This window comes from Capnocytophaga cynodegmi DSM 19736 (assembly GCF_000379185.1).
Classification (GTDB): domain Bacteria; phylum Bacteroidota; class Bacteroidia; order Flavobacteriales; family Flavobacteriaceae; genus Capnocytophaga; species Capnocytophaga cynodegmi.
This window is the reverse complement of record NZ_KB900736.1, coordinates 26,560-52,397: the sequence shown is the minus strand read 5'-3', so window position 1 is coordinate 52,397 and position 25,838 is coordinate 26,560. Positions and strand designations below refer to the sequence as shown.

General features: G+C 33.9%; 21 protein-coding genes. 9 read left to right on the top strand and 12 right to left on the bottom strand.

Features of this window, described 5'->3' with window-relative positions:
• Positions 1-22: 22 nt before the first annotated feature.
• Positions 23-616, top strand: a complete 594-nt coding sequence (locus YW9_RS0110220) for a DUF3109 family protein (RefSeq protein ID WP_018280074.1) — start codon at positions 23-25, stop codon at positions 614-616.
• 10 nt (positions 617-626) lie between these two features.
• Here YW9_RS0110220 and rimM read toward each other — a convergent pair whose 3' ends face one another.
• Complete coding sequence (gene rimM, locus YW9_RS0110215) at positions 627-1,154, bottom strand: ribosome maturation factor RimM (protein ID WP_018280073.1); 528 nt, start codon at positions 1,152-1,154, stop codon at positions 627-629.
• 2 nt (positions 1,155-1,156) lie between these two features.
• Entirely contained in the window at positions 1,157-1,675 is a 519-nt protein-coding gene (locus tag YW9_RS0110210) for a 30S ribosomal protein S16 (RefSeq protein ID WP_018280072.1), read from the bottom strand.
• Positions 1,676-1,985: 310 nt separating this feature from the next.
• Here YW9_RS0110210 and YW9_RS0110205 point away from each other — a divergent pair, with 310 nt between their 5' ends.
• Positions 1,986-3,326: a cytochrome ubiquinol oxidase subunit I gene (locus tag YW9_RS0110205; RefSeq protein ID WP_018280071.1), complete on the top strand. Its 1,341-nt coding sequence runs from the start codon at positions 1,986-1,988 to the stop codon at positions 3,324-3,326.
• Between the two features lie 5 nt (positions 3,327-3,331).
• Positions 3,332-4,408, top strand: a complete 1,077-nt coding sequence (gene cydB, locus YW9_RS0110200) for a cytochrome d ubiquinol oxidase subunit II (protein ID WP_026193971.1) — start codon at positions 3,332-3,334, stop codon at positions 4,406-4,408.
• 84 nt (positions 4,409-4,492) lie between these two features.
• Here the strand turns inward: cydB and YW9_RS0110195 are convergent, their stop codons facing one another.
• Entirely contained in the window at positions 4,493-6,595 is a 2,103-nt protein-coding gene (locus YW9_RS0110195) for a M3 family metallopeptidase (RefSeq protein WP_018280069.1), read from the bottom strand.
• A 186-nt stretch (positions 6,596-6,781) separates the two neighbouring features.
• Between YW9_RS0110195 and YW9_RS0110190 the strand changes: the two genes are divergently transcribed.
• Positions 6,782-8,062, top strand: coding sequence for a replication-associated recombination protein A (locus YW9_RS0110190; RefSeq protein ID WP_026193970.1), 1,281 nt, complete (start codon positions 6,782-6,784; stop codon positions 8,060-8,062).
• 11 nt (positions 8,063-8,073) lie between these two features.
• On the opposite strand, the gene YW9_RS0110185 is transcribed toward YW9_RS0110190, so the two are convergent.
• The 9 genes from YW9_RS0110185 to YW9_RS0110145 form a co-directional block, all read right to left on the bottom strand.
• Positions 8,074-8,286, bottom strand: coding sequence for a hypothetical protein (locus tag YW9_RS0110185; RefSeq protein ID WP_018280067.1), 213 nt, complete (start codon positions 8,284-8,286; stop codon positions 8,074-8,076).
• 1 nt (position 8,287) lies between these two features.
• Positions 8,288-9,064: a nucleoside triphosphate pyrophosphohydrolase gene (gene mazG / locus YW9_RS0110180; RefSeq protein ID WP_018280066.1), complete on the bottom strand. Its 777-nt coding sequence runs from the start codon at positions 9,062-9,064 to the stop codon at positions 8,288-8,290.
• A gap of 137 nt (positions 9,065-9,201) precedes the next feature.
• Positions 9,202-9,984 (bottom strand): zinc ribbon domain-containing protein, encoded by a 783-nt coding sequence (locus YW9_RS0110175; protein WP_018280065.1) that lies wholly within the window; start codon positions 9,982-9,984, stop codon positions 9,202-9,204.
• Positions 9,985-9,986: 2 nt separating this feature from the next.
• A complete protein-coding gene (locus tag YW9_RS0110170; protein WP_018280064.1) occupies positions 9,987-11,084 on the bottom strand; it encodes a Nif3-like dinuclear metal center hexameric protein in 1,098 nt (365 codons plus the stop codon).
• A 163-nt stretch (positions 11,085-11,247) separates the two neighbouring features.
• Positions 11,248-14,208, bottom strand: a complete 2,961-nt coding sequence (gene secDF / locus YW9_RS0110165) for a protein translocase subunit SecDF (protein ID WP_018280063.1) — start codon at positions 14,206-14,208, stop codon at positions 11,248-11,250.
• A 163-nt stretch (positions 14,209-14,371) separates the two neighbouring features.
• Entirely contained in the window at positions 14,372-16,054 is a 1,683-nt protein-coding gene (gene gldG / locus YW9_RS0110160; RefSeq protein WP_018280062.1) for a gliding motility-associated ABC transporter substrate-binding protein GldG, read from the bottom strand.
• Positions 16,051-16,770 carry a gliding motility-associated ABC transporter permease subunit GldF gene (gene gldF / locus YW9_RS0110155; RefSeq protein ID WP_026193969.1) on the bottom strand — a complete coding sequence of 240 codons (720 nt, stop codon included), beginning with the start codon at positions 16,768-16,770 and terminating at the stop codon, positions 16,051-16,053. Before gldF ends, gldG begins: the two co-directional genes overlap by 4 nt.
• Positions 16,771-16,881: 111 nt before the next feature.
• Positions 16,882-18,450 (bottom strand): DUF4270 domain-containing protein, encoded by a 1,569-nt coding sequence (locus tag YW9_RS0110150; protein ID WP_018280059.1) that lies wholly within the window; start codon positions 18,448-18,450, stop codon positions 16,882-16,884.
• A 14-nt stretch (positions 18,451-18,464) separates the two neighbouring features.
• Complete coding sequence (locus YW9_RS0110145; RefSeq protein ID WP_018280058.1) at positions 18,465-19,274, bottom strand: glycogen/starch synthase; 810 nt, start codon at positions 19,272-19,274, stop codon at positions 18,465-18,467.
• Between the two features lie 104 nt (positions 19,275-19,378).
• Between YW9_RS0110145 and panC the strand changes: the two genes are divergently transcribed.
• The 5 genes from panC (at position 19,379) to YW9_RS0110120 (ending at position 25,665) form a co-directional block, all read left to right on the top strand.
• Positions 19,379-20,224, top strand: coding sequence for a pantoate--beta-alanine ligase (gene panC / locus YW9_RS0110140; RefSeq protein WP_018280057.1), 846 nt, complete (start codon positions 19,379-19,381; stop codon positions 20,222-20,224).
• A gap of 162 nt (positions 20,225-20,386) precedes the next feature.
• On the top strand, positions 20,387-21,385 hold the full coding sequence (gene pdhA, locus YW9_RS0110135) for a pyruvate dehydrogenase (acetyl-transferring) E1 component subunit alpha (protein ID WP_018280056.1): 999 nt from the start codon (positions 20,387-20,389) through the stop codon (positions 21,383-21,385).
• 6 nt (positions 21,386-21,391) lie between these two features.
• The gene (locus YW9_RS0110130; protein ID WP_018280055.1) at positions 21,392-22,972 is read left to right on the top strand and encodes a pyruvate dehydrogenase complex dihydrolipoamide acetyltransferase; all 1,581 of its coding nucleotides are present in this window, start codon (positions 21,392-21,394) and stop codon (positions 22,970-22,972) included.
• A gap of 146 nt (positions 22,973-23,118) precedes the next feature.
• On the top strand, positions 23,119-23,805 hold the full coding sequence (locus YW9_RS0110125; protein WP_018280054.1) for a transporter: 687 nt from the start codon (positions 23,119-23,121) through the stop codon (positions 23,803-23,805).
• A gap of 66 nt (positions 23,806-23,871) precedes the next feature.
• Positions 23,872-25,665, top strand: a complete 1,794-nt coding sequence (locus tag YW9_RS0110120) for an AMP-dependent synthetase/ligase (RefSeq protein ID WP_018280053.1) — start codon at positions 23,872-23,874, stop codon at positions 25,663-25,665.
• Positions 25,666-25,838: the final 173 nt, after the last annotated feature.

The window sequence follows — 25,838 nt, the reverse complement described above, 5'->3', positions numbered from 1 at the left end:
ATTCTTTTTGTCCGAATTAAAAATGATACAAATTGGTGAAACTATAATTTCAGAAGATATTATTGAAAATGATTTTGTTTGTAACTTAAATGCTTGTGCAGGAGCTTGTTGCATTGAGGGAGATGCAGGTGCTCCCGTTGAAGAATCAGAACTTAATATATTGGAGAAAATTTATGATAAAGTAGCTCCATATCTTACCACTAAAGGGTTGCAATCTATTGAAAAACAAGGAGTTTATATTAAGGGAGAAGACGGAGAATGGGAAACTCCACTTATTGATGGGGGAGAGTGTGCTTACGTAATCCGAAATGAGAAAGGATGGGCCTTGTGTGCCATTGAACAAGCTTATAACGATGGTAAAATTGATTGGAAGAAACCGATTTCTTGTCATTTATATCCCATTCGTTTACAGGAATATACTTCTTTTACAGCTGTAAATTACAATCGTTGGAAAATTTGTGATGATGCTTGTAGTTTGGGAAAAGAACTTCAAGTTCCAGTTTATAAGTTTGTGAAAGAGGCACTTATCCGAAAGTTTGGAGAACAATGGTACAAAGAGCTTGAACTAATTGCAGAACATTTGAAGACTGAACCCAGAAAAAATAAAAGAAAATAAGAATATATTACTAATCAAGATAAAGGTCAATCAATCCTTCGGGAGTTTTTACTATAATTTTTTTGTTTTCTCTGTCCACTTTCTCAAGAAATTCATCATTCATTGGTATAAGAATTTCTTTGTCATTGTTTTTTACTTCGAATAAAGCTTGTGAGGTGCTGTCGTTTACGCCAGTAATTGTTCCCACATACCCGTATTCAATGTCTTCCATTGTAAATCCGATAACTTCGTGATAATAAAATTTATTTCCGCTTAATTTTGGGAGAAAAGAGAGTGGTAAATAAAGTTTATGTTTTAATAAAGTGTCTGCGTCCGATTCATTTTCAACATCTTCAAATTTAATTCGCAGTAAGTCGGACTTATGTAGGGAGCATTTTTCAACAAAAAAAGGAACCAGATTATTGCCAAGGGCAATAAAAACTGATTCCAAATTTTCGTACAATTCGGGGTCATCAGAGTCTAATTTTACCAAAACTTCCCCTTTAAAACTGAATTTTGATACAATTGTTCCTACATAAAAACAATCTTTCAAAGTCATAACTATGCTTCAGTTTCGTTGTTTTCTTCACTTGTAGTTGCTTCAGCAACTTCATTTTCAGCCTCCGCAGCTTTAGCAATAGCAGCATTTTTGCGTTTCTCATTAGCTTCTTTTTCAGCAGCTAAAGCGTTTGCTTTTGCAGAAGCTTTGTCTTTTGCTAATTTTTCTTCTTTTGAAGAGATTTTCCCAGCTTTTTCTTCTAACCAAGCATTGAATTTTGCTTCAGCTTGTTCCATAGTTAAAGCTCCTTTAGCAACACCACCCAAAAGGTGATATTTCAATAGAACACCTTTGTAAGAAAGAATTCTACGAGCTGTTTCTGTAGGCTGAGCCCCATTTTTTAACCATTTTACCGCTGCATCAATGTTTAACTCAATCTGAGCAGGATTTGAAATTGGGTTGTAAGTTCCTATTTTCTCAAGGAATTTACCATCTCTTTTTGCACGAGAATCAGCTGCAACCACCCAATAGAATGGTTTCCCTTTTTTTCCGTGTCTTTGTAATCTGATTTTTACTGGCATAAGTATTTAATTTGTGAGGTTCACGACCTCGTTATTAATTCAGGGTGCAAATATATATCTATTTTTTGAAATAGAAGCAGAATTGAAAAAATTTTTTTAAAAATGTAATTATCTAAAAATCAAAATGAAGATGTTTTACCTTAAGTGATCTAAGTATTTTTGATGATGTTCTTTGTAAGAATTATCAATTTGCTAAGTTTTTAAGGGAATATTTATTTCTATCAAAAGTATTTTTATAAGTTTATTATTTAGAATTATTAACTATAAATACGTAACTTTGCGGACGTTTTTAAAACTTAAATTTTGTTTTATGGAAGATATGATTTTATATAATCGATTGCAATTTGCTTTTACGATTACTTTTCATTATTTATTTCCACAATTAACGATGGGACTTTCCTTAATGATTGTTTACTTTAAGTGGAAATTCCTAAGAACCAATGATGTGTCTTATAATGATGCGGCAAAATTCTGGATGAAAATTTTTGCGTTGAATTTTGCAATGGGGGTGGTTACAGGTATCCCAATGGAGTTTCAGTTTGGAACGAATTGGGCAAAATTCTCTGAACTTACAGGCGGAATTATAGGGCAAACATTGGCTATGGAAGGAATGTTCTCTTTCTTTTTGGAATCTTCCTTTTTGGGAATGTTCCTTTTTGGGGAGAAATTATTGGGACACAGACTTCATTTTCTTGCAGGATTTTTGGTCTTTTTAGGGTCTTGGGCGAGTGGATTTCTCATAATCGCGACGCATTCTTGGATGCAACATCCAGTAGGTTATGAAATTCTTGCTAACGGAAAATTCGTTTTGAATAATTTTTCTGCTTTATTTGATAATCCTTGGTTATGGCCTTCATATTTGCATAATCAGGCAGGGTCGCTTGTTACCAGCTCTTTTTTTGTGACAGCAGTTGGTGCATTTTATCTGTTGAATAACAAACATAGCAAATACGGTAAACTATTTGTTAAAAACGGAGTTATTTTTGGAGTTATTTCAGCCATTTTAGTAGCTTTCCCAACGGGAGATTTGGCTGCTAAAAATGTAGCAAAGTATCAGCCTGTTACTTTTGCTGGAATGGAAGGTATCTTTGAAACTGAGAAAGCAGGTGCGGAAATTATACTTATAGGACAGCCTGATATGCAAAATAAGAAAATTGATAACAAAATAGCTGTTCCTAACGTACTTAGCTTTTTAACTCACCACCGTTGGGATGCAGAAATTAAAGGATTGAATGATTTTGACCCATCACTTCACCCAACAAACGTTCCAGGGTTATATTACGCTTATCATATTATGGTTGGTTTAGGAACTATTTTCATAGGAATAATGGCTCTTGCAGCTTTTTTGCTTTGGAAGAAACGGCTTTTCCACACAAGATGGCTACTTTGGGTTTTGATGATGTTACTTCCGTTTCCATATATCGCTAACACGGCTGGTTGGTATACTGCTGAGCTTGGCAGACAGCCTTGGCTTGTTTATAATTTGATGCGAACAGTAGATGGGGTATCTCCTACGGTTTCTTCTGGAAATACGCTATTTACGTTTCTCGGATTTGTAGGTCTTTATCTGCTTTTGGGCTTACTTTTCATTCTTTTGGTATTTAAAATCGTTAATAAAGGACCTGAAACAAAAATTCAGCTAAATCACTAAGAAATATGGAGTTATTTTGGTATATCGTTTTGATGTTTATGTTGGGAATGTATGTTATTCTTGACGGATATGACTTTGGTGCAGGAATTGTACATTTATTCTTTGCTAAAACTGAAGAGGAAAAAAGGGCTGTAACGAAAGCCATTGGACCCTTTTGGGACGCTAATGAAGTTTGGTTAATTGCAGGGGGAGGAGTGTTGTTTTTTGCATTCCCAACTTTGTATGCTTCATCATTTAGTGGATTTTATTTGCCTTTGATGATGGTTTTATGGTTGCTGATTTTCAGAGCTGTAGGCTTGGAGCTTCGTGGACAATTTCACAATCCGTTATGGGAAGGATTTTGGGATAAGGCTTTTGGAATTGCGAGTTTGTTGTTAGCTCTTTTCTTTGGGGCAGCGTTAGGAAATGTTGTTCGTGGGGTAAATTTAGGAATGGTTGAAAACGGAATTTCTACTCAAGAGCCTCATTATTTTTTCCTTCCGTTGTGGAATCCAACTTTTGATCCTATTGCTCATCAGCAAGGTGTAATTGATTGGTTTACATTGCTTATGGGAGTTTTAGCTGTGGTAACTTTAACCATACACGGGGCTAACTGGGTGATTTTAAAAACTTCCTCTCCTCTTAATCAACGTTTGCGAACTATTATTTTCAAGCTGAATTTTGCTTTGGTATTTTTAGTAATTTTGTCAATAATATTATGGCAATATGTTCGTCCTGTTCCTTTTCATAACTTTAAAGAGCATTTATGGCTGTGGATTTTTCCTATAATTGCTGCTGTGGGATTATTAGGTCAGTTTCGTATTCAGAATTTTAAAAAGGATAGCACTGGTTTTGTATTTTCAACATTGTTTATTTTTGGAAGTTTTGCCACCAGTGTAGCGTCATTATTCCCAAATTTATTGCCTTCTACTAATGATGTTAATTCTTCTTTAACTATTTATAATACAGCAGCAAACGATTATGGTTTGAATGTAGGATTAAATTGGTTTATTATTGCTGCCGTATTGGTAGTTGCTTATTTTGTTATTCAATTTAGGGTTTTTAGGGGGAAATTGGATAATATCGATTATGGTGAACATTGATAAGAGTGATTTATAAAATGAAAAAACAGCTGATAAATTTTTAAAATTTATCAGCTGTTTTTTGTAATTGAAAAATATTAATTTTTATCTTAATCCTCTAGCTTTCAGTAATGATTCAATAGAAGGTTCTTTTCCTCGAAAATCCAAATACATTTTTTCGTAATCCAACGTATTACCACGAGAAAGAATCATATCTCTGAAACGCTGACCATTAGCTCTGGTAAGTCCGCCATTTTCTTCAAACCATTTGTAAGCATCGTGATGTAACATTTCTGTCCATTGGTATGAATAGTATCCGGCTCCATATCCTCCTCCAAAAATGTGAGCAAAATACGATGAACGATAGCGAGGAGGAACTTCATTTAATAGCAATCCTGTTTTTTTCAAAGCTTCCTTTTCAAAGGTAGTTACATCTTCGATTTTGGTGTCAGCAGAAATAGTGTGCCATTGCAAATCTAAATTTGCGGCAGCTAAAACCTCTGTAAATGAATATCCTTGGTTAAAGGTACTTGCATTTTTTATTTTTTGAACTAAAGATTGAGGGATAGCTTCTTTAGTTTGATAGTGAAATGCATAATTACTCAAAACTTCAGGGTGTAAAGCCCAGTTTTCGTGAAATTGTGATGGTAATTCAACAAAATCACGAGCTACAGATGTTCCAGAAAGTGAAGCATATTGCTGATCGGCAAAAAATCCGTGCAAAGCGTGACCAAATTCGTGATAAAGTGTAGTTAATTCGTCAAAAGAGAGTAGGGTAGGAGCTCCATTAGCGGTTTTTGGATAGTTACAAACATTGTAAATTACAGGTTTTTTGCCTAATAACTTAGATTGCTCAACGAAATTACCCATCCAAGCACCTCCTCGTTTACTTTCACGAGCGAAAAAGTCACCATAGAATAGTCCTAATTTGGTTCCATCTTCTTCAAACAATTCATAAACAACAACATCAGGGTGATATACAGGAATATCTTTTCTTTCTTTAAAAGTGATTCCGTATAGTTTTGTAGCGGCGTAGAAAACACCATTTTCTAAAGCATTTTTCAGCTCAAAATAAGGTTTTATTTCATTTTCATCTAAGTCATATTTTGCTTTTCGAACCTGTTCAGCATAAAAATTCCAATCGTATGGAGTAAGTTTGAAATCGCCTCCTGTAGCCTTAATTTGTGCTTGAATTTCTTTAGCTTCATCTTTGGCTTTTCCAACAGAAGCGGGAACTAAATCCTTGAAAAACTGATAGATATTTTCAGGAGTCTTAACCATTGTTTGTTGTAATGACCACTCCGCATAGTTTTTAAATCCTAGTAAACTTGCTTTTTTAGCACGAAGTAAAGCAATTTTTTTAATCACTTCATTTGTATTGTGTTTCCCGTCATCGGTTCTGTTCCAGGCAGATTCAAAAATCTGTTTGCGGGTCTCTCTATTTTTCAAGTCTACAAGTAGTGGTTGTTGTGTGGTATTGAAAGTAGGAACTTTCCATTGTCCCTCTGTTTCAAGTCCTTTTAGGGCTTCATCACTCAAACCTTCAAGAGAATTTTTGTCCGTAAATACTTGGGCAGAAGCCAAATTTCCTTCCAATAATATTTGATTAAATTCGGTTTGCAATGATGCTAACTCTGAATTGTAACCTTTCAAAGTTTCCTTGTCAGTGGAAGATAAATTTGCACCTGAAATTATGAAATTTTCATAATAATGCTCCAATAATTTTTTAGACTCAGCATCTAAGTTTAAATTTTCACGTTTTTCGTAAAGTTCTTTTATTCTTTTAAAAAGATTGTCATTCAGATAAATAGCGTCAGAATGTGCTGCAAATTTGGGTGATAATTCCTTCTGAATGTTTTTAATAGTATCGTTGGTGTGTGCTGAAGCCAAAGCTCCAAAAACTCGTCTTGCTCGGCTAAATTCTTCACCACTTTTTTCCAAAGCTACTATTGTGTTTTCGAACGTAGGGGCCTCTTTGTTTTCGGCGATGGCTTTAACGCGTTCTGCTTGTAATTCCATTCCTTTTAACAATGCAGGACGGAAGTGTTCATCTTTGATTTTCGAGAAATCAGGAGCAAAATACTCCAATGTACTTTCAATTAGTAATGGATTTTCTTCCATAGTGTCATTTTTAACTGATTGATTTTCATTACAACTAACTAAGGCTAAGACTAAAGCTGTTGAGGTTAAAAAATTAGAATACTTCATAGACATAAAAAATTTATGGTAAAATTAATCGCTAAAGATATGAGTTTATTTTTGAAAAAGCAAAAAATGAAGTGTTTTTTAAATCACTAGTGAGAAGTGACGTTTGAAAAATTGTTGTGTTTGGTTGGTTCACAAACTGCAAATGGTAAAAAGTTTTATATCTTTGCGAAAACATATTTTTTGATGATGAATACACCTTTAGCAGAGCGTATGCGTCCGCAGAATTTGGCTTCATATGTGGGACAAGAACATTTGATAGGCGAAAATGGTTCTTTACGGAAACAAATTGAAACTGGTTTGCTTCCCTCTCTCATATTTTGGGGACCTCCAGGAACGGGAAAAACAACACTCGCTAACATCATAGCTCAGCAAAGTAATCGTTCTTTTTTTACGTTAAGTGCCATTAATTCAGGTATTAAGGAAGTTCGCGAGGTAATAGAACAATCTAAAGGAGCTGGAGGTTTGTTTTCTGCTAAAAATCCAATCGTTTTTATTGATGAAATTCATCGTTTTAATAAAACTCAACAAGATTCGTTGTTACAAGCCGTTGAAAAAGGGTGGATTACGCTTATCGGTGCTACGACAGAGAATCCGAGTTTTGAAGTAATACCTGCCTTACTTTCACGTTGCCAAGTGTATGTCCTCAATGCTTTTGAGCGAAATGATTTGGAAAAATTATTGAGAAATGCCATTGAAAGGGACTCAATTTTGAAAACTAAAAACGTAATACTTACTGAAACAGAAGCTCTTTTGCAACTTTCTGGAGGAGATGGAAGAAAATTACTCAATACTTTTGAATTAATTATAAATTCTTCATCAGAAGATGAAATTATTGAAATAACAAATGCCAAAGTATTTCAAATTGTTCAAAAAAATACGGTTTTATATGATAAAACAGGAGAACAGCATTACGATATTGTTTCAGCTTTCATCAAATCAATTCGTGGAAGTGACCCAAACGGAGCTGTTTATTGGCTTGCTCGAATGATTGAAGGAGGTGGAGATGTGAAGTTCATAGCTCGGCGTATGCTTATTTTAGCTTCAGAAGATATTGGAAATGCAAACCCGACGGCACTTATTTTGGCAAACAATGCTTTTCAGGCAGTTACAACGATTGGTTATCCTGAGGCGAGGATAATTCTCAGTCAATGTGCTACTTACTTGGCTTCTTCCCCCAAAAGTAATGCATCATATATGGCGATCAATAAGGCACAACAAAAGGTAAAGCAAACGGGTGATTTATCCGTTCCAATTCATTTATGCAATGCTCCAACCAAACTTATGAAGGAGCTGAATTATGGAAAAGATTACAAATATTCGCACGATTATGAAAATAATTTTGCTTTTCAGGATTTTTTACCAGAAGAGTTGCAAGGAGAAAAATTTTATGAGCCAGGGGATAATCCACGTGAGAATGTAATACGCACGTACTTAAAAAATTTGTGGAAAGAAAGATATAATTATTGATTTTTAATATTTTATTGCTCCTTTTGTTTTGAAATTTTGTTTTGAAGTGATAAGATTTCTTCATATTCTGCGAAACGATGTTCTCGAACAGGACGAATGTAAGGCTCTGTGTTAAAGTAGAGTAGTAAACACAGACTTATGTTTTTGTATTTTTCAACAAATTCATATTTTACTAGTTCACCATTTTTTATTCGTTGTTTTATTTTGTTGTGGTAAGGATACATATTAATCTATTTTTTTTGATTCTTGCCAAAAGTGTTCCATTTCTTCCAAAGTCATATCTTTCAATGATTTACCTTGTTGTAGGGCTTTATTTTCTAAAAACTGAAAACGTTTGATGAATTTTTTATTTGTTTTTTCCAAAGCATCTTCTGGGTTAATTTTCAGGAATCGAGCATAATTAATTAGACTGAAAAGCACATCACCAAATTCTTTTTCAATGTTTTCCTTGTTTTTGTTTTCAATTTCATAATGAAGTTCATTGATTTCTTCTTTTATTTTATCAAAGACACCTTCTTTTGAATCCCAATCGAAGCCCACTCCAGCTGCTTTATCCTGAATTCTAGAAGCTTTTACCAAAGCAGGTAAACTTTTCGGAACCCCTTCTAAAACACTTTTTTTACCTTCTTTCAATTTGATTTTTTCCCAATTTCTCTTTACATCTTCCTCATTTTCAACTTTAACATCACCATAGATATGCGGATGACGCTCAATGAGTTTTTCGCATACTGAATTGGCTACATCTGCAATATCAAAATCGTTGGTCTCACTACCAATTTTTGAATAAAAAACAATATGAAGAAGCAAATCACCTAATTCTTTCTTAATTTCTTGTAAATTGTTGTCCAAAATAGCATCACCTAACTCATAAGTTTCTTCAATAGTTAAGTGACGAAGTGATTGCAGGGTTTGTTTTTTATCCCAAGGACATTTTTCTCTTAAATCGTCCATTATATCAAGCAGACGCTCAAATGCTTGTAATTGTTCTTTGCGAGAATTCATCAGAAAATAAATTGAAAAATTATTGTTAGAAAAAGTTGGTTGCTATCAATATTTGTTATATGAAAAATGGAAATTTGAAAAAACGTATATGCTACTCAATTTTTCAAATTTCCATATAAAATATTGTATTATTGGTTTTATTTTATGCTGTTGAAAAGAGCTTCCATTTTTTCTTTTTCCTCCTCAGCAAGTGCTAAATCTACCAGAATGCGTCCGCTGTGTTCATCGGTTATGATTTTCTTACGAGCAGCAATTTCCATTTGTACTTGTGGTGGTATAGTGAAAAATGAACCACCTGAAGCTCCACGTTCCACAGGAACTACTGCCAAACGGTTAACTACACTACTACGAATTCTGCGATAAGCAGTTAGTAGCCTTTCTTCAATTTGCTCGGCGTATTCTTCAGCTTTTTGTCTTAAGAAAGCTTCTTCTTTTTCAGTTTCAGCTAAAATGGAATCCAATTCTTCTTTTTTGTGCTTAAGATGAGCTTCTCGTTGAGTTTTTTTCTCTTCAACTTGTTTGATGGCTTCCTTTTTTTGGTCTGCCTGAGCTTTACCTTCTTTGATTCGTTTTTCAGCTAATTGAATTTCAAGTTCTTGAAACTCAATTTCTTTTGTAATGGAATTATATTCTCGATTGTTGCGTACGTTTTTTTGTTGTGTATTGTACTTTTTAATCAAGATTTTAGCTTCTTCTATAACATTTTTTTTCTCAGCAATTCCAGACTGCAAATGTTCTAATTCTTCTTTGAATTTAGATAAACGATTTTTAAGTCCTTCAACTTCATCTTCAAGGTCTGAAACTTCTAATGGAAGTTCGCCTCGAACATTTTGTAATTCATCAATTTGTGAGTCGATAAGTTGCAAATCATACAACATTCTCAACTTTTCTTCTACTGTAATTTCAGCTTTCTTTGTCATATTTACTGGTAATACTTGATAGGATTTGTGTTTACGTCGGATAAAACGACGGCAAAGTTAGGAAAATTTTTTGTAAGATAATCAAATAAAAGCATTTTTGTGAATTGTTCGCTTTCAAAATGACCAATATCGGTGAGTAAAATCTGGTTTTCAGCTTTGAAAAAATCGTGATATTTAAAATCAGCACTAACGAAAGCATCAGCTTTGGCAGCTTTGGCTTTGTCAATGGCGAAAGCTCCACTTCCTCCCAAAACAGCAACTTTTTTTATTTTTTTACCAGTTAGAGCCGAATGCCGAATGCAATTAGTTTGCATTTTATTTTTTAGATAATTAAGAAAATCTTGTTCGTCTATTGGATTTTCAAGTTCTCCAATCATTCCCATTCCGATATGTTGATGAGTATTTTCCAGAACATAAATTTCATAGGCAATCTCTTCGTAAGGGTGATTTTCTTTCAAGGCTTTTAATATTTTATTTTCAAGATGTTTAGGAAAGATAACGTTTATTTGTGTTTCATTTTCAGTGTGTAAGAGATTTTTCTCACCAATTGTTGGGTTGGAATTGTCATTGCCTTTGAACGTTCCATATCCTTCCAAATTAAAACTACAATTGCTGTAATTACCAATTTCTCCAGCTCCTGATTCAAATAATGCTTTTCGTAACATTTCGGAGTGCTTATGAGGAACGTAAGTAACAAGTTTGTGAATTGTGTGTTTTTGAGGAATTAGAATAGCTCTATTTTTAAGTTTCAAAGCATCACATATTGCTGAATTGACACCTAAAAACATATTGTCCAAAGCTGTATGCATACTATAAATAGCAATATCATTCTTGATAGCTTTCATCACTACACGCTCCACGTAATTTTGACCTGTAAGGTTCTTTAATCCGCTGAAAATAATTGGGTGAAAGCTAACAATAAGGTTGCATTTTTTTTCAATAGCTTCATCAACAACACTTTCAAGAGTATCAAGCGTTATCAAAACTTTGTTTACACTCATTTCAGGATTACCTACAAGTAAGCCTACATTGTCAAAACCCTCCGCGTATGATAACGGGCTGAGTTGTTCTATCTTCTGAGTAATGTCTTTTACTTTCATAGAATAGATAAATTACTTAATGTTTCGGTTCATTTTGATAGATAGATAAATCCAAAAAATATTGATTCAGAAGTTTTTTGATTTTCTTGCTATACATCTTAGTTTTAGTAAAAAAAGCTACCCTTTATTTGAGTAGCTTTTTTCCCTTTAAAAACAATTATTACTATGAATGTGATTCTTCTTTTTTAGATTTTCTATCCAAAGTATCATAAAGCATTGGGGCGGCAATAAATATAGATGAATATGTTCCTACAACTACACCTACAATCATTGCGAACATAAAGCCTCTTAACGTTTCTCCACCAAAAATAAATATGGTTACTAACACAGCCAATGTGGTAAGCGAAGTATTCAAAGTACGACTTAATGTACTATTCAACGCCGTATTAATTTTTTCTTTTGTCCAATTAGGTTCGTGCATATATTCACGAATGCGGTCATAAATAATTACCGTATCGTTCAATGAGTACCCTACAACCGTTAAAATAGCAGCTATGAAAGCTTGGTCAATCTCCATATTGAAAGGCATAAAGCTGTAAGTTAGAGAGAAAACACCTAGTACTAAAATAACATCGTGAGCAGAAGGCACCACTGTTCCCAAAGAAAATTGCCATCTTCTAAAGCGGATTAAAATGTAGAAAGCAATCACAACCAAAGCTCCAAGCACAGACCAAACAGCGTTACTTTTGATATCTTCAGCAATTGTGGGACCTACCTTCATTGATTGTACGATTCCTAAAGAACTCTCTGCAGAAGCTCCTACAAAGTCTTCATATGAGTACCCTTGTGGTAAGAATTTCTGTAATCCTTTGTATAGTAATTCTTGAATTTCATTGTCCACAGCAGTGCTTTCTTCTTCTACCTTGTACTTAGTAGCGATTTTGATTTGGTTTGCAGAACCAAAAGTTTTTACTTCGACATTTCCGATGAGTGGCTGTAATTCTTTAGATATTTCAGCTGGAACCACAGGGTGTTCAAAACGAATTTGGTATGTTCTACCTCCTACAAAATCAATCCCTTGGTTTAATCCTTTAGTAGATAGTGAGATGATACTAACTAATATAGCAACAGCCGAAATAATATAGCCAACTTTACGTTTTTTAATGAAATCAATATTGACATTTTTAAGAATATTCTTAGTAAGATTTGTAGAAAACGTCAAATTGTGTTTTTTCTCAACACTATAGTCTATTAGTAAACGTGTTATGAAAATAGCTGTAAACAAAGTAGTTGCGATACCAATAAGCAAAGTAGTAGCAAAGCCTTGGATAGGTCCGCTACCAAAAGCTAACAAAATAAGAGCTGTCAGCCCAGTTGTTATGTTGGCATCTAAGATTGATGAAAGGGCATTTCCAAAACCATCAGAAACTGCTTGTGAAACACCTTTACCTTTGTCTAATTCTTCTTTAATACGCTCAAATATAAGTACGTTAGCATCAATTGCCATACCGATAGTAAGCACAATACCTGCAATACCAGGCAAGGTAAGTACAGCATTGATACTTGCTAGTACACCAAATACCAATAATATATTGAAAACCAATGCTATATCAGCATAAATTCCTGCTCTTCCGTAGTAGAAAATCATCCAAGCAAAAATGATGATAGCAGCAATCAAAAATGAATTCATACCACTATCAATAGCTTCTTGTCCAAGTGATGGTCCAACTACCTCTGACTGAACAATATCAGCTCCTGCTGGTAATTTACCCGCTCTTAGTACGTTAGCTAAGTCAATAGCTTCATTTAGTGTGAAAGTTCCTGTGATTTCTGAACGTCCACCAGTAATGGCTCCATTTGTTACGCCTGGTGCAGAGTACACGATATCATCTAAAACGATAGCGATGTTTCCTTGCTCTTTGAACGCTTTATCAGTAAGGCTTTCCCAAATTCTAGCTCCTTTTCCGTCCATTTGCATCGAAACAGCAGGTTGATTTCTCACATCGTACGTTTGAGCTGCATCTGTGATTACATTTCCTGTCAGTGCTGCTACATTATCACGATTAGATTTTAAAGCATACATTTCCACCAAATCTGAATCTTTGGAAGGTTTGCCCCAAACGAATTTAGCAAACTGAAGATTTGCTGGTAACAATCGTTTTGCATCAGCAGATCTTAAGTAGTTATTAACTTTTGCAGTATCTTTTAAACTTACAGCAAAAAGAACTGGAGAACCCTCATAAGTCGGTACAGGCTTAAATAAATCAAACAAAGGGTTAATCTGTTTTGCTTGGTCTATTGAGTCTTTTTTAATGTCTGTAAGAAGTGAATCAATTGTATTTGTAGTTGATTCACTTACAGATTCCTGAGGTTTTATTGTAGATTTTAAGGTTTCATTTACAGCACTTATGTAAGGAAGAACATCTATGTTTTTAAAAGTTTCCCAAAATTCTAACTGAGCTGTACTTTGTAAAAGTGATTTGATACGTGTAACATCTTTAGCTCCAGGTAATTCAATTAAGATACGTCCTGAAGCACCCAAACGTTGAATGTTAGGTTGTGAAACACCAAACTTGTCAATACGTTTACGCAATACCTCAAAGGCTGATGTTACAGATTCATCAACTTTTCTTTTAATGATAGGACGAACTTCACTATCAGACATTTGGAAGTTGATTTCCTCACTTAATGTTTTATTGGCAAAAACATCAGGAGAAGCCAATTTACCTCCATTTTTTTCGTATGATTCAAAAAACAAATCCAAATATGTACGATCTGTTTTTCGTAATAATTCGTCAGCCTCAGCTAATGATTTGTTGAAAATGGGGTCTTTTGTATTGTTAGCAAGACCTTTTAATATGTCTTTCACAGAAATTTGTAGGATTACGTTAATCCCTCCCTTTAAGTCCAAACCTCTGTTTAACTCCTTGTCTTTCACCTGTGCATAGGTGTACTTGGTAATGCCGATGTTGTACACATCTTGCCCCAACATAGAGTCTAAGTACTGAGATTCAACTCTTTCTCGTTTCGAAACGTAATTACTCTCTGCGTTCGACACTTTTGCCTCAGCGAATGCCTTAGCTTTGTTCTCCACCCTATTTGCGATGTACGTAAATGAAAGCTGAAAGATGCTTACAAGTCCGAATAAGAGTGCAAATAGTTTAATAAGTCCCTTGTTTTGCATTTTTTTAAATTAATTACTTATTCTTTTTTTCTTCAATCGGCAAATATATACAATTTAAGTAATATATAACACTTTATAGTTGTTAAAATTTTAAGTTTTTTTACGTCAGAAATATTTAAAAAATTAACATTGACGTTTTAGGTGATTTCTTGTTCAGAAAGAACTACTTTTTCACAACATTTGTTCTTTGATAATAAACTCGAATGATTATAGTTACTAAGAAAAATAATAGAAGGGGATAAATAATGCTTTTTATTTTCCAAGACTTCTGACTTTCAGCAACTTTTTCTCTATCCAGAAAAGCTAATTGTACCTTTTTATTCCGTAGTACAAGAAAATTCGTGTCATCTAATAGATAGTTAATGGCATTTTGTAGGAATGCTTTGTTATCGTAAAATTTATTGGTCCATTTGTCAAAACCTAATTCCAAAGGATTATTGTCACTGATGTCATTTTTGATAATATCGCCATCAGAAACTACAATCATTTTGGTAGGTTTACTAATTTCAGTATTGGTTTTCAAATCAATAGGTCGGATTCTATTTTTATAAACAGAAGTAAACTCTCCTTCCAGAAGAACAGCTGTAGGGATGTTACCTGTTTTATAAGCATTTTTATCTAGCTTATTTACATCAATTTTCAGACTTACTTCTCTTGGAGTACCATCGGATTTTGAAAAAGGAGAGCTTGAAAGCAAAATAGTTTTTCTAATTCCGTTTTTTAGTGTGTCAATACTATTAGCAAATTGCAATCTCGTAGCGTCTAAGTGATTGTTAATTAGGTGATTATTTTTGGATAAAATCATAGGATTATACACCCAAGGAATAGGCATATAACGAGTTTGGCTTCCTTCTCCAGTCGCAATTACGATTTGTGATGAGTATAAATCATTGATAATATTGAAGTTAATTCGAAAACCGTACTGAAAGAATAAATCTGTAAGATTCAGATTTACAGGCATTGCCATTGTTGTACCTGAAGGATTGTACAAATCGTTAATATCAATTTTTACATTGTCGATGAGCCACAATACACGTCCACCCTTCATCACAAATTGGTCGATTACCTGTTTTTGAGGGTCGGAAAAAGGCTCAGTAGGTTTAGCAACTATCAGTAAATCAAATTCATTGAGGTCTTTTAGTGTTTTTTCTGGATTGGTGCTTACTGAATCCAAAGTAAAGGGAGCAATTCGATAATATCCTTGTACAGATTTCAGAAAATCAGCTATATATATATCTTCGAGAGTTCCATTGCTTTTTAACATTGCAATTTTTTTTCTCTTTTTCAAAGTCAACTTATGAAGAGCATCTGTTAAGCCATATTCTAATCGTTGCACGGAGTTTTGAACACGTTCTTGGTCGTTTGCACTTAATTTATTTACAAAAAGAGCTACTTTTTCTGATTTTTCTCCATTATTTACTATTGCCCAAGGAAAAATATACTCAATAGATGATTTTCCAGCTTCATTTTGTGATATCTGTAAGGGATTTAGTCCAAAATTAATTAATTCTTGTAAGGTCTGTTCTGTATTTTCTTCATTTTCCAGAGGATTGACAAAATTGAAGTGAATATTGTTGTTAAAAGCTGAATATTCTTCCAGAAGTTGCAACGTTTCCGTTTGTAATTTTTTAAATTCTGTTGGAATGTTTCCTTTTAGAAGAACATCAATAACTATAGGACTATGAATTTTTAGCAATATTTTTTGCGTTGTTTCAGAAAGGGTATAACGTTTGTCCTTGGTTAAATCCCAACGATTATGCCATTTACTGGCCAAGAAATTGACCAAAAGTAACATCAAAAAAGCTATAATTGCTTTGAAACCAATTTTATTTAGAAGTACTTTCATAGCTTATAACTTTTTAAAGATAAGGTTGTTATATATAAGAAAAAAACAATTACAGAAATGAAATAAATGATATTTCTGCTGTCAATCACACCACGACTTATAGCATCAAAATGCGATTGAAATCCGATTTTTGAGAGGTTTTCAGGAAAAATCAGCTCTACAATTTGGTCTAATCCGAAAAAGAAAAAAAAGCACAAAAAAGCAGCCAATACAAATGAAATAATTTGGTTGTTACTTACCGATGAAGCCCATAGCCCTACAGCTGAAAATGAGGCAATAAGAAGGAAAAGAGCAATGTAAGAGCCAATAGTACCAGCAATATCTAAATTTCCGACAGGATTGCCTAAAGTCCATACCATATATATATATATGACAGAGGGAATAAGCGTGATAAATAGTAAAAATAGAACTCCTAAGTACTTCCCGAGTACAATTTCCAAAGTGCTTATGGGTTTTGTAAATAAAAGTGTTAACATTCCGCTGCGTTTTTCCTCAGAAATGGTTCGCATTGTTAAGGCAGGGACTAAAAATACAAAAATCCACGATGAAATTTTGAAAAATGGAAGTAAATCAGCAAAATTACTATTGAAAATGTTATATTCTGTTTTCAGAATCCATAAAAATAATCCGTTTAGAACGACAAATAGCCCAATGATAGTAAAACCGATGGGTGAAGTGAAAAAATAACGTATTTCTTTTTTGAATAATGCGTACATTCAATCAAATTTTTTAAAATAAAGTTCTATAATTGCGATTGAGGTTTGAAATTTAGAATTCTACTTATAAAATCTTAAATTTCAAACCTCAAACAAAAAAATAAAAATAAGTTATTTCAATTTAGTATAGTTTATTTTCAATTGCAAGCGTTTATCTTTATCAATACTTAAACTATTTCCGTAAATTACAGTACTCAAAGGAGTTGAAAGTGAATTCATAGGAATAAATTTCTTTTCATTCGATGAATTCAAATATTTTGCAGAAAAACTGTTTTTAACATTTGAAGCCACAGCTATTCCTAATGGAACATTTTCCGCATTGTTTTTCACAATATTTAGAATATGATTTGTTATGCGAAGCTGATAGTAAACTCCCTTTCCATCTTTCTTTTGCAATTTTCCCAGATGAACCGTTTGAGCATCGTTTGATGAAGGCAAACTTGTTGTTGGGTCGTGCAGATAATCAGCTAAAATAGCTCCTGTTTTGGCATTATAGATAAAAATTCGCTCCGGTTCTTTGTTATAGGTAACCGATTCATCTACATATAAAAACAAACTCGCATCTGTGATTAGAACATCTTTTTTGCGAATTTCTGCCAATTCAGTTTCTGTAAATAGTTTGAGTTCAGCAGTTCTTCCTTGTGAGCCGCTGAGGAAAACTCTTGATACATCATTAGGATTTGAATCTGAATTAATAGCTTCTTGCGAATTATTAAAAAGATTTACTGTAATTCCGTTTACATTCATCTCATAACGATTGGTATTCTTTTTATCCTTGTCTGAAGATGATTTATAAGTATAAACCAATTCAATTTTTGCATTTGCCATATTCAAAAGCATCATCAAGTCTGCTGAAAGATTATCAACAGAAACAGCTATCCCTCTAAAATAGTTTTTAAAAACATTCTGGTTAGAAAGTTCATTACTACCTTCTTTATCCAATATTTTTTGTTGAAAGAAGTCTGTTTTCAAATCAATTCGTATTCCTGGAGCCAACACATCTCCCACGTTATCAGTTCCTTTATCATTCGTTTTTGAACTATCTAACTTATTTCGTGTGATGGCTTTTCTGCTAATGGTGTAGCTTTTGTTTTCTTTTATTAAAGAAGCTCCCAAGTGGTTATTAACATTCAAGTCAGAATAATAAACTTGATTTTTTAAATTTTCATCAATATCTCTCAAAAAATAAGTAAGTTCCTTTACATCTACTTGGAAAGACGCTTTTGAATCCCCATAGATAGAATCTAACACGTATTCAGCATCTTTGGTATACGAGAAGTTTTTTGAAAAACTATTAGGATTGAAAAAAGGTATATATAGGTATGCTTCAGTAACGGTCTCTTCCTCTTGTGATTTATTTTTAATTTCAGTAGCTTGAGAATTAGCACCAAAGGTGGGATTTTCACTTGGTAAAGTTACTTGAGCGATGATACTTGCTTTTTTTGTTCCAAATGGTTCTTGAGTGTATTGTCCTAAAAGATATCCTCCAAGTCCGTTGGCTTGGGTGGCTTTCTCTTTGATATTATTTATAGAAACTGTAGCAGTATAAACGCCTGTATCGTAATTAGGATTTCCTAACAAATCGCTTTCAATTTCCTTGAATGAATCATCAGTACAACCACAAAAGATAATTGATAACCCTGTGATTGCTAATGTTTTGAAAAACATTGTTTTGTTCATATTCTCTCTTCGTCTTATTTTTTTAAAATTCGTAAATAAAAATCTCTGTAGGATTCTTGAAAAGTTTCCTGATCGTTGTTGTAAAGGATAGGTTTTTTAAGTCCTTTAAGGAAAGCATTAAAGTCCTCCGACATTTCATCTCCTACAATGATTACCCCATCAGAGTTTTTCGCAGCTATCTTCATCAAATTGAAATAATTAGGCTCTTTTAGTGCATCGGAGGCTCTGGAACTAATACCATCAAAATTCACTTTACTAATTAATGTTGAGTCCAAATTGCCTTCAAAATCCTTATTGAATACTGAAGTAATTATCTTACTTTCCTGAAAAATAGGCTCATCTTTGTAATAAGTCCTCAAATATAGTGGTAATAATGATGCTAACCAGCCGTGAATATGAATGATGTCAGGAAGCCAATTAAGTTTTTTAACAGTTTCTACTACACCTTTTGCGAAAAAAATGCAACGCTCATCATTATCAGGGAATAACTCTCCATTTTCATCTGAAAAAGTAGCTTTCCTTTTAAAATATTCATCATTGTCAATGAAATAAACCTGAATACGCTCCTTGGGTATAGACGCAACCTTGATAATCAAGGGTACATCAATGTCATTGATAACGATATTCATTCCTGAGAGTCGAATTACTTCGTGAAGTTGGTGTCTTCTCTCATTGATATTTCCGAAGCGTGGCATAAAAATTCGTATCTGTCCACCATTGCTATTAACCATTCTTGGGGTTTCAAAAGACATTTTTGAAATCTCATTTTCAGGAGAATAAGGCATTACTTCAGAAGACACAAAAAGCACTTTTTTATCTTTCATAAAAAGTAAATAGTTTTTTGTTAGCTTTGAAAGCTACAAAAGTACAAAAAAATATACAGAAATCCATAAAAAATATATAAGTTTGCACGATAATTATTTAAAGAATGGAAATTTATACGCAGCAAGAGAAACTAAAAAACACAATTTCAACATATAAAAAATCAGGAAAAAGTATTGGTTTTGTTCCTACAATGGGAGCTTTACACGAAGGGCATTTATCATTGATTTACAAATCTTTGTCAGAAAATGATGTGACTGTAGTGAGTATTTTTGTAAATCCAACGCAGTTCAATAATGCTGAGGATTTGGATAAGTATCCACGAACGCTTGAGGCAGATGTGGAGAAGATAAAAAAAGTTAGTGAAGAAGTGATTGTTTATGCTCCCAGTGTGGAAGATGTTTATGACAAAGACGTAGTTTCCGAAAAATTTAATTTTGAGGGACTTGACAAAGTAATGGAAGGTAAATTTCGTCCTGGGCATTTCGATGGGGTAGGCACCGTTGTAAAGAAACTTTTCCAGATTGTTACTCCTGATAAAGCTTATTTTGGAGAGAAAGATTACCAACAACTCCTCATTATCAAGAAGATGGTTGCTCAAACAAAATTGCCTGTCGACGTAATTGGTTGTCCGATTGTTCGAGATGAAAGAGGTTTGGCTTTGAGCTCTAGAAATCAAAGGCTTAGTGAAGATAGGAGAGAAGAAGCTGCCTATATTTATCAGGTACTCCAAGAGGTTAGAAATCAGTTTAGTACAAAGAATCCTATTGAAATTGAGAAGTGGGTAAAACAACAATTTGAAATAAAAAAAGATTTTGAATTAGAGTATTTTAGCATAGCAGAAGCAGATACATTGACTGAGATTGCTGAAAAAGAATCTGGTAAAAAGTATAGGGCTTTTGTTGTTGTGTATGTTGATGGAATTCGCTTGATAGATAATTTGGAAATGTAAAAGTGAGTAAAATAAGTTAAAGGTATTTTTTTGCTATTTTATTTTGAAAAAAAGCAGATTTTTTGCACCTTTGCAAATATTTTTGATAATTCACCTATTTTTTATGTAAATTATTAAGAATCAGATATTATAAGATTATATCATACTAAAATATAAAGGCAAATGAAAAAAATTGGTAAAGATGTGTACCTAAAATGGTATGAGGATATGCTTTTTTGGAGAAAGTTTGAAGATAAACTCGCAGCAGTTTATATTCAACAAAAGGTGAGAGGATTCTTACACTTGTACAATGGGCAGGAAGCTATTGTTGCAGGTTGTATGCACGTTATTGATCCTAAAAAAGATAAAATGATTACCTCTTACCGTAATCACGTTCATCCTATCGCTTTAGGTGTTGACCCTAAAAGAGTTATGGCTGAGTTATACGGAAAAGCTACAGGAACTTCACAAGGATTGGGCGGGTCAATGCACATCTTCTCAAAGGAACATAATTTTTATGGAGGTCACGGTATCGTTGGAGGTCAAATTCCGTTAGGAGCTGGTTTGGCTTTCGCTGATAAATATTTTGACAGAAAGGCAGTTACACTAACATTTATGGGAGATGGTGCTGTTCGTCAGGGGGCTTTCCACGAAACACTCAATTTGGCAATGCTTTGGAAATTGCCTGTTGTGTTCATTATTGAAAATAACCATTATGCAATGGGAACTTCAGTGGAAAGAACTGCAAATCACGTAGATATCTGGAAACTTGGTTTGGGTTACGAAATGCCTTGTGGGCCTGTCGACGGAATGAATCCTGTAAAAGTTGCTGAGGCAGTTTATGAAGCAGTGGAGAGAGCAAGACGTGGAGACGGACCTACTCTTTTAGATATCAGAACGTATCGTTATCGTGGGCATTCAATGTCTGATGCTCAGCATTATCGTACTAAAGAGGAAGTAGAGGAGTACAAGAAAATAGACCCAATTACTCAAGTATTAGATGTGATAAAAGCTAAGAAATATGCTTCTGAGGCTGAGATTGAAGCTATTGATGAGCGAGTTAAGAAACTTGTTGCTGAATGCGAAAAATTCGCAGAGGAATCTCCATTCCCAGCCAAAAATGTGATGTACGATACTGTGTATGAACAAGAAAATTATCCTTTTTTATCTCATAAATTATAATAAAAAATGGCAGAAATAATCAATATGCCACGATTGAGCGACACAATGGAAGAAGGAGTTGTTGCAAAGTGGCTAAAAAAAGTAGGTGATAAAATAAGTGAAGGTGATATTTTAGCAGAAATTGAGACTGATAAAGCTACAATGGAGTTTGAATCATTTTATTCAGGCACATTGTTGTATATTGGTCTTCAAGAAGGCGAAACAGCTCCTGTAGATTCTCTTTTAGCAATTGTAGGTAAAGAAGGAGAAGATATTTCAGCCTTAATAGGTGGAGGTTCTGCTCCTCAAGTCGCTTCTCAACCTGAAGAAGCACCTGCAGCAGAAGTAACCATACCTTCGGGAGTGGAAGTGGTAACTATGCCACGATTAAGTGACACTATGACTGAGGGAACAGTAGCTACTTGGCTAAAAAAGGTAGGTGATAGGGTAAGTGAAGGTGATATTCTGGCAGAAATTGAGACTGACAAAGCTACAATGGAGTTTGAGTCATTCTATTCAGGAACTCTGTTGTATATAGGCATAAAGGAAGGCGAGTCAGCCGCAGTAGATTCTCTTTTAGCTATTGTAGGTCCTGCTGGGACTGATGTGAGTGCCATCGTGGCTAGTGGAGGAAAAGTTTCAGCTCCCGCGCCTAAACAGGAAGAAAAAACTGAACAGAAAAAAGAAGTGACTTCAGTTTCTGTGTCTAATTCTAATGTAGCTACTAGTGGTGAACGTATTTTCGCTTCTCCATTGGCTAAAAAAATAGCACAGGAAAAAGGTATTAATCTTTCGCAAGTGAAAGGTTCTGGGGAAAATGGACGTATTACCAAAAAAGATGTTGAAGGATTTACACCATCTGCAGTGGCATCTCCAGCACAAAGTACTTCTTCTGCATTGGTAGCTACTTTTGCACCTGTAGGGCAAGAAGCAGTAGAAGAGGTTAAAAACTCTCAAATGCGTAAAACGATTGCTAAACGCCTTTCTGAGTCGAAATTCACGGCACCTCATTATTACCTGACTATAGAGATTGATATGGAAAATGCGATGGCTTCACGTGTGCAAATCAACAACATACCTGATACCAAAGTTTCATTCAATGATATGGTTGTGAAGGCGTGTGCAATGGCACTCAAAAAACATCCTCAAGTGAATACTTCTTGGAAGAATGATGTTACCGTTTACAACAAGCACGTACACATTGGTGTAGCGGTTGCTGTAGATGAAGGATTGGTGGTGCCAGTACTTAAGTTTGCGGACCAATTGAGCCTTACTCAAATAGGTGGACAAGTGAAAGATTTGGCGGGTAAAGCAAGAAATAAAAAGCTAACTCTAGCTGAAATGGAAGGAAGCACATTTACTGTTTCTAACTTAGGAATGTTTGGCATTGAGTCGTTTACGTCAATTATCAATCAACCTAATTCAGCGATTTTGTCAGTTGGAGCTATTGTTGAAAAACCAGTCGTTAAAGAAGGACAAATTGTGGTAGGACATACAATGAAAGTTACCTTGGCGTGTGACCATCGTACAGTTGATGGTGCTACAGGAGCTCAATTCCTGCAAACGCTTAAAACGTACATTGAAAATCCTGTTACAATGCTAGCTTAGAAATTTTTAGGGTTTTTATAATATTACGTTGAAAATGCAAGTCTGAATATTTAGATTTGCATTTTCTATTTTTGGAATATTAGGAAAAATAGAAAAAAAGCCATTCTTTTGCACAAAAATTTAGGAAACGAGTTAAAATTTGAGTTATGAGAAAAATTTGTTTGTTTTTTCTATTGTTGATAACATCAACGCTGTATTCTCAGCAACTTGATGATGTGAATACTGACCGTCCCGACCAAAGTGAAGGAGTTTACACACTTCCGAAAAATAAATTTCAGTTGGAAGATGGCTTTACGTTTTCTGATGAAAATACTTCTAATAATTTGATGTTGCGTTATGGGGTTTTTAACGGAACAGAAATTCGATTGTCTTCTGATATTGAGAAAAATAAATCGGAAAATATTCAGGTAGATAATTTAGTTTTGAGTTTCAAACAACGCATTTTGCAAGAAAAGGGAAGTTTACCTGCAATTACTCTGGTTGGTTACTTGGCATACAAAAATCCTCTGAAACAATGGCAAACAGATGTTTATTTAGCTTTTGAAAATAATATTTCTGAAAAGTTTGTTCTTTGCTACAATGTGGGAACATCGAATTTTTTTAAAGAGCTGAATGTTACAACCCAATTTGGTTATTCTATTAGTAAGGACTTGTACACATTTTTAGAATATTTTGCTGTTTTCGGAAATCAGTTTCCTGTACATAATTTTGATACAGGGGTGTTGTATTGTATAACTTCTGATTTTCAGGTTGATATCTCTTTTGGTTGTTCTATTTTTAATGAAAATTCGAATTGGTTTGTAAGTACAGGGTTTGCATATCGATTTTTTTAATATAGGCCATTTGTAATACGTATTACTTTTTTTATTACCTTTGCCATCTCAAATAGATTATTTGTAATGAATTTATTATCATATCATTATACTTCTGTTTTTCACGAAAATGTGGAAAAATTTGGGCATAAGAAAGCTTTAATAGGTAAAGTTGAACAAAATTGGGAAGGGATTACTTGGAATGAGTTAGGAGATGTAACCAATTTACTTTCAAAATCATTACTACATTTTGGACTTCACCCACAAGAAACTATTGGCATTTTTTCTCAAAATATGCCTCAGTGGACAATTACAGACTTTGGTAGCTTACAAATTAGAGTGATACCCGTTCCTATTTATGCTACAAATACATCAGAACAAGCCCTCTATGTGTTGAATCACGCAGAGGTAAAGATATTATTTGTAGGTGATACCGAACAATATGAAAAAGCTCTTCAAATAGTGGAAAAATGTCCTTCCTTACAAAAAATAGTTGTTTTTAAAGAAGATGTTGAGCTGAAAGAAGATAAATATTCCATTAAATGGAATGATTTTTTAGTGTACGGAAAAACGGATATCTATAATGAAGAACTTCAAAAAAGGATAACAGATAAAAGGTTAGATGATTTATTTACAATAATATATACTTCAGGAACAACAGGTGAGCCTAAAGGTGTGATGTTGGATTATGAAAATTTAGCCTACCAATTAATTGGACACGATATAAGGCTTGAAATTTCGGATAAAGATGAATCATTGGCGTTTTTGCCTTTATCACACGTTTTTGAAAGAGCTTGGACGTACTATTCGTTATATAAAGGTGCTACGGTTTATTACTTAGAAAACCCCAATAATATTAAAAGTGCGTTGGAGGAAGTAAAACCAACTGTAATGTGTGCTGTACCAAGATTTTATGAGAAAATATTTGCAACCGTTCACGACAAAGTGGATAGTTCTTCTTTCGCTAAGAAGATGATATTTGCTTTTGCTATAAAAACAGGAAGAAAGGTCTTGAAAATCAATCAAGAAGGTAAGAAGATTTCTTGGTGGTTAAAAAAAGCACACAATATCTCAGATAAGTTAGTGTATTCTAAATTAAAGCAATCATTAGGCGGACGCATTCGTTTTATGCCTTGTGGTGGAGCTAATTTAGAGCCAAGTATAGGACGTTTTTTCCATTCCATAGGGGTAAACGTAAAATTAGGATATGGAATGACCGAAACACTTGCTACGGTGTCTTGTTGGGATAATGTAGATTTTGAAGTTCAGTCAGTTGGGTCGATAATGCCAAATGCGGAAGTCAAAATTGGAGCAGATAACGAAATTTTGGTTAAAGGAGGTATGGTGATGAAAGGGTATTATAAAAATCCTGAGGAAACCAAAAAAGTATTTACGGAAGATGGCTTCTTGAAAACGGGTGATGCGGGTAATTTAGATACTCAAAATAATGTGTATATTACAGACAGAATCAAGGAGTTAATGAAAACTTCTAACGGAAAATATATTGCACCACAACATATTGAAGGAAAGGTAGGAAAATATAATCTCATAAATCAGATTGCAGTAATTGCAGATGGAAAAAAATTTGTTTCGGCTTTGATTGTGCCTAATTTTGAGATGCTTACACAGGCTCTTCAGGAGTTGAATATCAAGTACAAATCAACAACGGAACTTTTGAAAAATAGTCAGGTAATTGACTATATTACCAAACAATTACAGAAGTTTCAAAATGATTTGCCTGATTATGAGAAAATTAAAAAATTCACGTTGCTTCCTGATGCTTTCTCAATTGAGCGAAATGAAATTACACCAACATTAAAGCTCAAACGTAAGGTTATCTACGCAAATTATAGTAAAGAAATTGAAGCAATGTACAAGTAGAAAAGTAAGGACAGAATTATCGCTGTCCTTTTTTTATTTTCTGTATATTTTTACTGGTGGAGTTCAGAAAAAATCTTTCTTTGAATGGAAAATGCTGTGATGAGATATAGATAAAACTGTTTTTATTGATGAAGAATCATTAAATGAATTTCGTAAAAAGTAAGATTAAAATA